The sequence below is a fragment of the Sphingobacterium sp. IITKGP-BTPF85 genome, from assembly GCF_001006065.1.
GTDB classification, from domain to species: Bacteria; Bacteroidota; Bacteroidia; order Sphingobacteriales; family Sphingobacteriaceae; genus Sphingobacterium; species Sphingobacterium anhuiense.
The window spans coordinates 1-7,396 of the sequence record NZ_ASZT02000196.1 but is presented as its reverse complement, the minus strand read 5'-3'; the positions used below and the strand labels follow the sequence as shown (position 1 = coordinate 7,396).

Here is a 7,396-nt window from a genome sequence, read left to right as displayed (position 1 = left end):
AAAAAATATTAGGCTATACTTGCTATAGGGCAAAAACAAGTGTAAACTCGAATAGCATTGATATCTGGTATACGACCGAGCTGAAGGTAAAAGGTGGTCCTTCAGATTTAGGGCAGAACCTTGGCTTTGTACTTGAAGTAGTCCGTAATGGTAATTCAGCAGTAACAGCAAGTAAAATAGAAAAACTAAAGGAATGGCCAACGTCATTAAACTTGCCTCAGTCATTGGTTTATGTTGATGATTTGACCTATAAAGATGAGCTGTGGAAAAGCAGGTTTACACAAGTTCCTGTCTTTAAAAATGAAAAGATCAGCTTCTCTGATGATAGTAAATCGGATAGTATTTTAAGATTTGCAAATGGTACTGTCATTGTTAAAAAAGTAAAAATTCCAAAGATTAATCCAGGACAAACTGTATTTGTGCAATTGCCTGAAAAATCTAAAGGTGACGCTTACGATCGTACAGGTTCTGTTTTTATTATTCCACAAGATCAGCAACTGTCTTTTTTAGATGGTATGCAAAAAGGGATGAATACGCTACCGTTTTATGATAATGGTAATGGTAAAAAATACCAAGGCGTGATCCGTACGTCTAATTATTCTCCTATCTTAGAGCTTATGCGCTTCTTTACACCTTTTGGTGTGAGTCAATTTAATTATTTAAAATTGAAGGGCAAGACCTGGCAAGATTCTGTATTATATAGACAGGATATCAGCGAGCTTGCGGGGGCTATCAGTGATCAGGAAGTTTATGTAGGTGCTTTTATTGGAAATTATGATAAAAATGGCCATGAGATAAGTCTTGAATTGACGGTACATCCGGGTTTTGATAGAAGCCAATCATTAAAAAAATTACTGCCAATTTTTAATACTACTAATGTAATGGAAATGGGTGGGCAGGAGTATGGAACGATGTTCAATAAGGATCAAGGTTTGGCAGTAACTTTTGAGTTGAAGGAGGATGCGGAAAATGTTCAACTGCGCTATGTTACTACTGGACATGGTGGATGGGGGAATGGTGATGAATTTGTCCCTAAAACAAATCGTATATTTCTTAACGAAGTGCCATTATTTAGCTTTACACCATGGCGTAATGATTGTGGATCATATCGATTAAGTAATCCTGCTTCCGGAAATTTTGCTAATGGTCTATCTTCTTCGGATTTGAGTCGTTCTAATTGGTGTCCAGGAACGGTAACTTATCCTATTTTTATCGATATAGGAAAACTTAAAGCTGGAAAGCATACTGTCCGTGTTCATATTCCGCAAGGCGAAAGCGAGGGAACAAGCTTCAGCAGCTGGAATGTATCGGGTGTATTGTTATATGACTAAAACGAAAAGGGCTGAAAATATTTATTTTCAGCCCTTTCTAATTATTTTAATATTAATTATACATTGAATCTGAAGTGCATAATATCACCATCTTCAACAATATATGTTTTTCCTTCTACCGATAATTTACCAGCTTCTTTACAAGCTGCCTCAGATCCTAATTCGATAAAATCATTATATTTAATGACCTCTGCACGGATAAATCCTTTTTCAAAGTCTGTGTGGATAACACCTGCTGCTTGTGGGGCTGTAAATCCTTTTTCAATTGTCCAAGCACGAACTTCCTGCACACCAGCAGTAAAGTATGTTGCTAAGTCCAGTAGTGAATAAGCTGCCACGATCAATTTAGAAACACCAGATTCTGCTAAACCTAGATCATCTAAGAACATCTGACGCTCTTCAAAACTTTCTAATTGTGCAATTTCCGATTCAATCTGAGCAGAAATAATTAATACCTGTGCATTTTCATCCTTAACTTCTTCTTTTACACGGTCAACATAAGCATTACCGGTATTGACAGAAGCTTCGTCCACATTACACACATATAATACAGGTTTTACAGTTAGTAATGCTAAATCTTGAATGAAATCGAAATCGTCTTTTTCAAGAGGTGCTGTACGAGCTGATTTACCAGCTTCTAAATGGTCTTTTACAATAGATAAGATTTCGTAAGTGCGTTTTGCATCTTTATCTCCACCTGTTTTGGCCATTTTTTCTACTTTTTGAATACGTTTCACAACAGTATCCAAATCTTTCAACTGTAACTCAGTATCAATGATTTCTTTGTCACGAATAGGATCTACAGATCCATCAACATGGATCACATTGCCGTCATCGAAACAACGTAAAACGTGAATAATTGCATTTGTTGTACGAATATTCCCTAAGAATTGATTACCAAGACCTTCACCTTTAGAAGCGCCTTTTACTAAACCAGCGATATCAACAATCTCAATTGTATTTGGAACAATTTTTTGAGGATTAACCAATTCAGCTAATTTATTAAGACGGGTATCAGGAACAGTGATAACCCCAACATTTGGTTCAATAGTACAAAAAGGAAAGTTTGCCGCTTGTGCTTTAGCGTTAGACAAACAGTTAAATAGTGTTGATTTACCTACGTTAGGTAATCCAACGATACCGCATTGTAAAGCCATAAAATATGCTAGTTTTTTGAATTTACGCAAAGATAAAAAATAAGTCGAAACTTTCTATGTATCTTTAATTATGTTGCAATGGTATAAGATCGATAAGACGAGTATTTATGTTGAAGACCGAATTTATGAGGTAGAAGCGGGGCGTACCCGGTTGTGTATTTTGCATAATGCAAATGGCTGGAAAGCATTTTCTAGGAAATGTCCACATGCGGGAGCTTCATTTGTAACGGGTTGGTGCGAAGGTGAAGAGATTGTTTGTTCTTATCACCGGCATAGATTTAATTTGACAAGTGGCACAGGTTGTCCCGGACAAGGGGATTTTATTAAGATATACCCTACTAAAGTTGAAAATGAAGAATTGTATGTTGCCATTGAATCTTCAGGTTCTTTCTTTAGCAGGCTATTTAAATAAGAGTTTTTTGATTAATGATTGGATACGATTATTTGTTGTGAGGATATTCCTGTATCCAGTTAAAACCACGATTCATTAACTCAAATGTTTTCGGATCTCTTTTTTTAAGTCTGATTTCTTCCAATCGCTCTTTTATTTTTACTTTTAATAGCACATCACCATTCTCCTCCAGTTTATAATCAAAGGTGTAATTGTTTAAGGTCATCTTATTTTCTGATGTATTAAAGCCGACTCCGATTCGTTGTACATTGTAAAAATTATCACGAGCTCGTGCATTTCCTTCATATTCAAAGATTAGAAATGACCAATCATTGGGTATGCTAACTCTTTTTTCTGAAGTTGTGTCAATTTGATAGATACCATACAATGGCGATTTTTTGAAATATTGTGCTATTATTTTTTTTTGATTAAAAACACCAAATAGCTGGGTTGAGATAAACAGCATAATCACTAAGACTTTGCATATCGATGCAACCCACTTTTTCCATACTCTATTGAACACTGGCCTATTAATTTGCTTAAGTTGACTAGACTCGCCTTTGAAAAAAAGGTCTGTTAAAGATTTGAGATATGGAAGTAATAAAAATACCGATAATAAGACTAGTGCAGTTGACATCAACTTTACAGGTACATCGTAAAAATAGTTTATGGCCATTATATTTAAACTTGTAGCCACTGTGATTAAAGCGCCTAAAACCATTGTTTTCCTAAACAGGAGTAGGCCTGCCATTACCTCCACAATACCAATAAAAATATTGTATCCTTTCGAAAAACCAAAGAAATTCCATGCCAATCCCATTGGAGAAAATTCACCTAGAGGTTGCATAAGCTTGGTCAATCCTGGAGGCGGCATTTGCGCATGCATCAATTTGCTTACACCATAGTTGATGAGCATGAATGCAATGTAATAGCGAATAAAGACCGTCAACCAATAATAGCACTTATTGTAATTATTTCTTTTAGTATCTATCAAGGTCCAAATGATGGTTCCCAGAACTCCAATGATAACTAATATCAGAAGTGTTACCCAGTCATAAGAAGTATCTCCGCTACCGTTGGAGAAAATGGAATAGTCGTATTGATATTTTAATATATTTTTCGAAAACCATGGTGTACAGATATGCATTAGCATAATCAATGGTCTATTGATGAAGCTGAATAGAGGGAATGAACCGTTATTACATATCACTATAAATAATAAAATAAAAACGAAAGAAAAACGGAATCCTATTTTTTTCCAAAACTCCAGTATATGGTCGTGTTATTAGTGGAATTAATCATAAAAAGGTTTAAATAATTAGCTATTGATTACTAAGATAGTGTTTTCATTTAATTTTCCATTTACTTGCGAGAAATATTGTTGGGATGTTTATAGATTGATGCTAGGAACTGAGTTCGGTATGCTTTTTATGAATCTTAATTCTTAACAAAGGAAGTTATCTTAATAATCTGTTGCAAATTCAATTATAGTATGATTTATTTTATTTAACTTGGTCGATTGACTTATATATAACACCAATATTATATAGAACCTACAAAAATAATTGGATAATTTATGAAATATTATTGTTTCCTGGCTTCTTTGTTCATCCATAGTCTATGTCAGGCTCAGGATCAAAGAAAAGAGGTCGTTTCTTTAGACAGCGCTTATAAAAGAGCGTATCATATTACAAAACTTACAGGAGAACAGCCTCGAATTGATGGGAAACTGGATGAAACTATATGGAAGGATAAGGGAGAATGGTCGGAAAAGTTTTCTCAGGTAATTCCTTTTGAACGCGTTTATACACCCTCATGGACTCGGATGAAAATATTTTATGATGATGAAAATGTTTATGTAGGAGTTTATTGTAAGGATGTACACCCGGAAACCATGAATGCATTTATTGGTAATCGCGATGATAACAGTAATGGAGATTTGATCAGTATTGCATTTGACACCTATCATGATTATCGTGTGGCATCTGAATTTAATGTTAATCTCGGGGGAAATAAGACAGATTTGACGGTGACGGATAAATTATCTGTCAATCTGAGTTGGAATACTGTGTGGGAAGGACGGACGAATATCGACCTTGCAGATTCAAGCTGGACGACAGAACTGAGGATTCCTTTTAGTCAATTACGTTATAATCAGAAAAATGAAGATGGTATTTGGGGTTTACACGTAAGGCGTATCATTCGGAGAAATAATGAGGTCCAGAATTGGAGTTTAATTCCAATAAAAAATAATGGACATGTTTTTTCTTTTGGAGAGATGCACGGTATGACAGACTTGCCAAAGCCAAGAGGAATTGAATTTTTGCCATACACGATGAGCAAATTTGTCCGAAATCCGAAAGTACCTAACAGCCCTTTTCAGAAAGGGAGCAGGTGGCAAGCCACTGCGGGTTTAGATGCGAAATTTGCACTGAATGATTTTACACTGGATATGACTATAAATCCAGATTATGGTCAGGTTGAACTGGATCCGTCGGTCATGAATCTATCTGCTTTCGAGATTTTTTATGATGAAAAGAGACCTTTTTTTCTTGAAGGTAAACATATTTTGGAGTTTGATAATAATGAAGAGGGGATGATGTTTTACTCCCGTAGAATAGGAGCAATGCCTACTTATCAACCCAAAAATATAGATAATCTGACAAGTTTTGCGAGCACACCAAATCCTATTCCCATTTTAGGTGCTATGAAGTTAACTGGCACGAACAGAAATGGTGTTACAGTTGGGTTTCTGGAAAGCATTACTGCGGAGACTACTTCTAAAGTGATGCGAAATGGTGAACCCGATAAAGAGATTACAGAGCCTTTAACCAATTATACGGTGGCTCGTGTACAAAAAAATTGGGAAGGTAATACGCTATTAGGTGGTATGGTAACTTCGGTAAATCGTAAGTTAGGAAGAAAACATCTGGAAGATGCAATGGTTGAAAATGCTTTCACAAGTGGAGTTGATTTTACTCAGTACTTTGCTAAGCGTCTTTACTATATCGATGCAAAAGGTATGTTCAGTACTTTACATGGCTCAGCGGATGCGATCCTTAATACGAAAATGAATGCGACCCACTATTATCAACGTGAATCAGGCTCGGGTTATCTGAATTTAGATCCGGATAAGAAGACCTTACAAGGTACAGGTGGTTATGTAAAAGTGGGTAAGAGAGGAAATGCGCAATGGAATTTTGCAGAAACTTTTAGTTGGTCATCACCGGGATTCGATCTTAACAATGTGGGGTATCTTCGTCAATCTGATTTTAAATTTAATGAATCTGAGATCACCTATCGAAAAACAGATCCATGGGGCCCATTTCGTTTTGCAGGAATTAATCTAACGCAGAAAAATATGTGGAATTATGGTGGAAAGGCTATTAATAATAATATTGCACTCCGTTGGAGGAGTTTAAGTACGAAACGTCGTATCGAAATGGATATCAAGGAAACCTTTAACTGGAATACCATTGATAGCCGTCAACTTCGTGGAGGGCCAGACTTAAGATTGAATTCTAATTTTGAATCTAATGTAATGGTTAGTTCAGATCGTGCAAAACGGATCGTTTTTAAATTAGATTATAATGGGCGACACTATTTGGAACAGGAGACAGGGTATAATGCAATACACCCAAGTATGATCTTCCGGTTAGGGGACCATGTTCGTCTTACAGGACAGCTAAATTATGCATGGAATAAAGATAATCTGCAATATGTAAATAGTATTTTACCAACGGAAAACAGTACAGATCGCACGACCTATGTTATGGGGCGTATGAAACAACAAACCTATGGTATTACCTTAAATATGCAGATGAATCTAACACCTGATATTTCAATTCAATATTATGGTTCTCCTTTCACTTCAGTTGCTAAATATGATCACTTTAAAGAAGCCGCGAATACAAATTCTCACACTTATGAGGATCGTTTTAGAACGTTTACTGCAGAGGAAATAAGTTTTAATTCAGGTGTTTATGAAGTTGATAAAGGAAACCATGTGCTAAAGTTCAAAGATCCAAACTTTAGTTTTAATGAATTTCGCTCAAACTTAGTTGCGCGCTGGGAGTATCTTCCTGGATCTACTTTGTATCTTGTCTGGGAACATAATCGATCTAATCGTGACGAGATTTATCAAACCGGCTGGGGAAATAATCTAGATCGGATGTTTGGGTTACCCGCAAGCAATACTTTTATGATGAAGATCAATTATTGGATCAATATGTAGTATTCGCTTCTTATCTTGCTGAGGATAAGAAGCGAATAGTTTTTTTATAATGCTATCTCAAACAAGCTAAATGATCCTTCTTTATAATGTTCAGGTAATTCTGGGGTCCATTTAATTTGACTTACTCCTTTAAATATAAAACCACAGCTTATGTAGTAGTTGTTTATTTTATCATTCCCACTATGAGTATCTAGTCTAATGAATTTTTTTTCATTTGCAATTGCATATTCTTTAGCCCAAGCGACCTGATTTTGTTACAGTAAGAATTTCCTCTAAATAGAGG

Annotated in this window: 5 protein-coding genes; 3 read left to right on the top strand and 2 right to left on the bottom strand. The window is 35.7% G+C overall.

Features of this window, described 5'->3' with window-relative positions:
* Window positions 1-1,331: PNGase F N-terminal domain-containing protein (locus tag L950_RS23205; RefSeq protein WP_021191343.1), on the top strand; the 1,331-nt coding region annotated here is incomplete at its 5' end.
* 56 nt (window positions 1,332-1,387) lie between these two features.
* On the opposite strand, the gene ychF is transcribed toward L950_RS23205, so the two are convergent.
* Window positions 1,388-2,488, bottom strand: coding sequence for a redox-regulated ATPase YchF (gene ychF, locus L950_RS23200; protein WP_021191342.1), 1,101 nt, complete (start codon window positions 2,486-2,488; stop codon window positions 1,388-1,390).
* Window positions 2,489-2,558: 70 nt separating this feature from the next.
* On the opposite strand from ychF, the gene L950_RS23195 reads away from it, so the two are divergent.
* Entirely contained in the window at window positions 2,559-2,900 is a 342-nt protein-coding gene (locus L950_RS23195; protein ID WP_021191341.1) for a Rieske (2Fe-2S) protein, read from the top strand.
* Between the two features lie 28 nt (window positions 2,901-2,928).
* Here the strand turns inward: L950_RS23195 and L950_RS23190 are convergent, their stop codons facing one another.
* The gene (locus L950_RS23190; RefSeq protein WP_021191340.1) at window positions 2,929-4,032 is read right to left on the bottom strand and encodes a hypothetical protein; all 1,104 of its coding nucleotides are present in this window, start codon (window positions 4,030-4,032) and stop codon (window positions 2,929-2,931) included.
* A 423-nt stretch (window positions 4,033-4,455) separates the two neighbouring features.
* On the opposite strand from L950_RS23190, the gene L950_RS23185 reads away from it, so the two are divergent.
* Entirely contained in the window at window positions 4,456-7,113 is a 2,658-nt protein-coding gene (locus L950_RS23185) for a DUF5916 domain-containing protein (protein ID WP_021191339.1), read from the top strand.
* Window positions 7,114-7,396: the final 283 nt, after the last annotated feature.

What these genes read in the sequence shown, in the direction of transcription:
- L950_RS23185 (WP_021191339.1), top strand. Translation starts at nt 4,456, where the DNA reads ATGAAATATTATTGTTTCCTGGCTTCTTTGTTCATCCATAGTCTATGT.
- ychF (WP_021191342.1), bottom strand. Translation starts at nt 2,488, where the DNA reads ATGGCTTTACAATGCGGTATCGTTGGATTACCTAACGTAGGTAAATCA.
- L950_RS23190 (WP_021191340.1), bottom strand. Translation starts at nt 4,032, where the DNA reads ATGCTAATGCATATCTGTACACCATGGTTTTCGAAAAATATATTAAAA.
- L950_RS23195 (WP_021191341.1), top strand. Translation starts at nt 2,559, where the DNA reads ATGTTGCAATGGTATAAGATCGATAAGACGAGTATTTATGTTGAAGAC.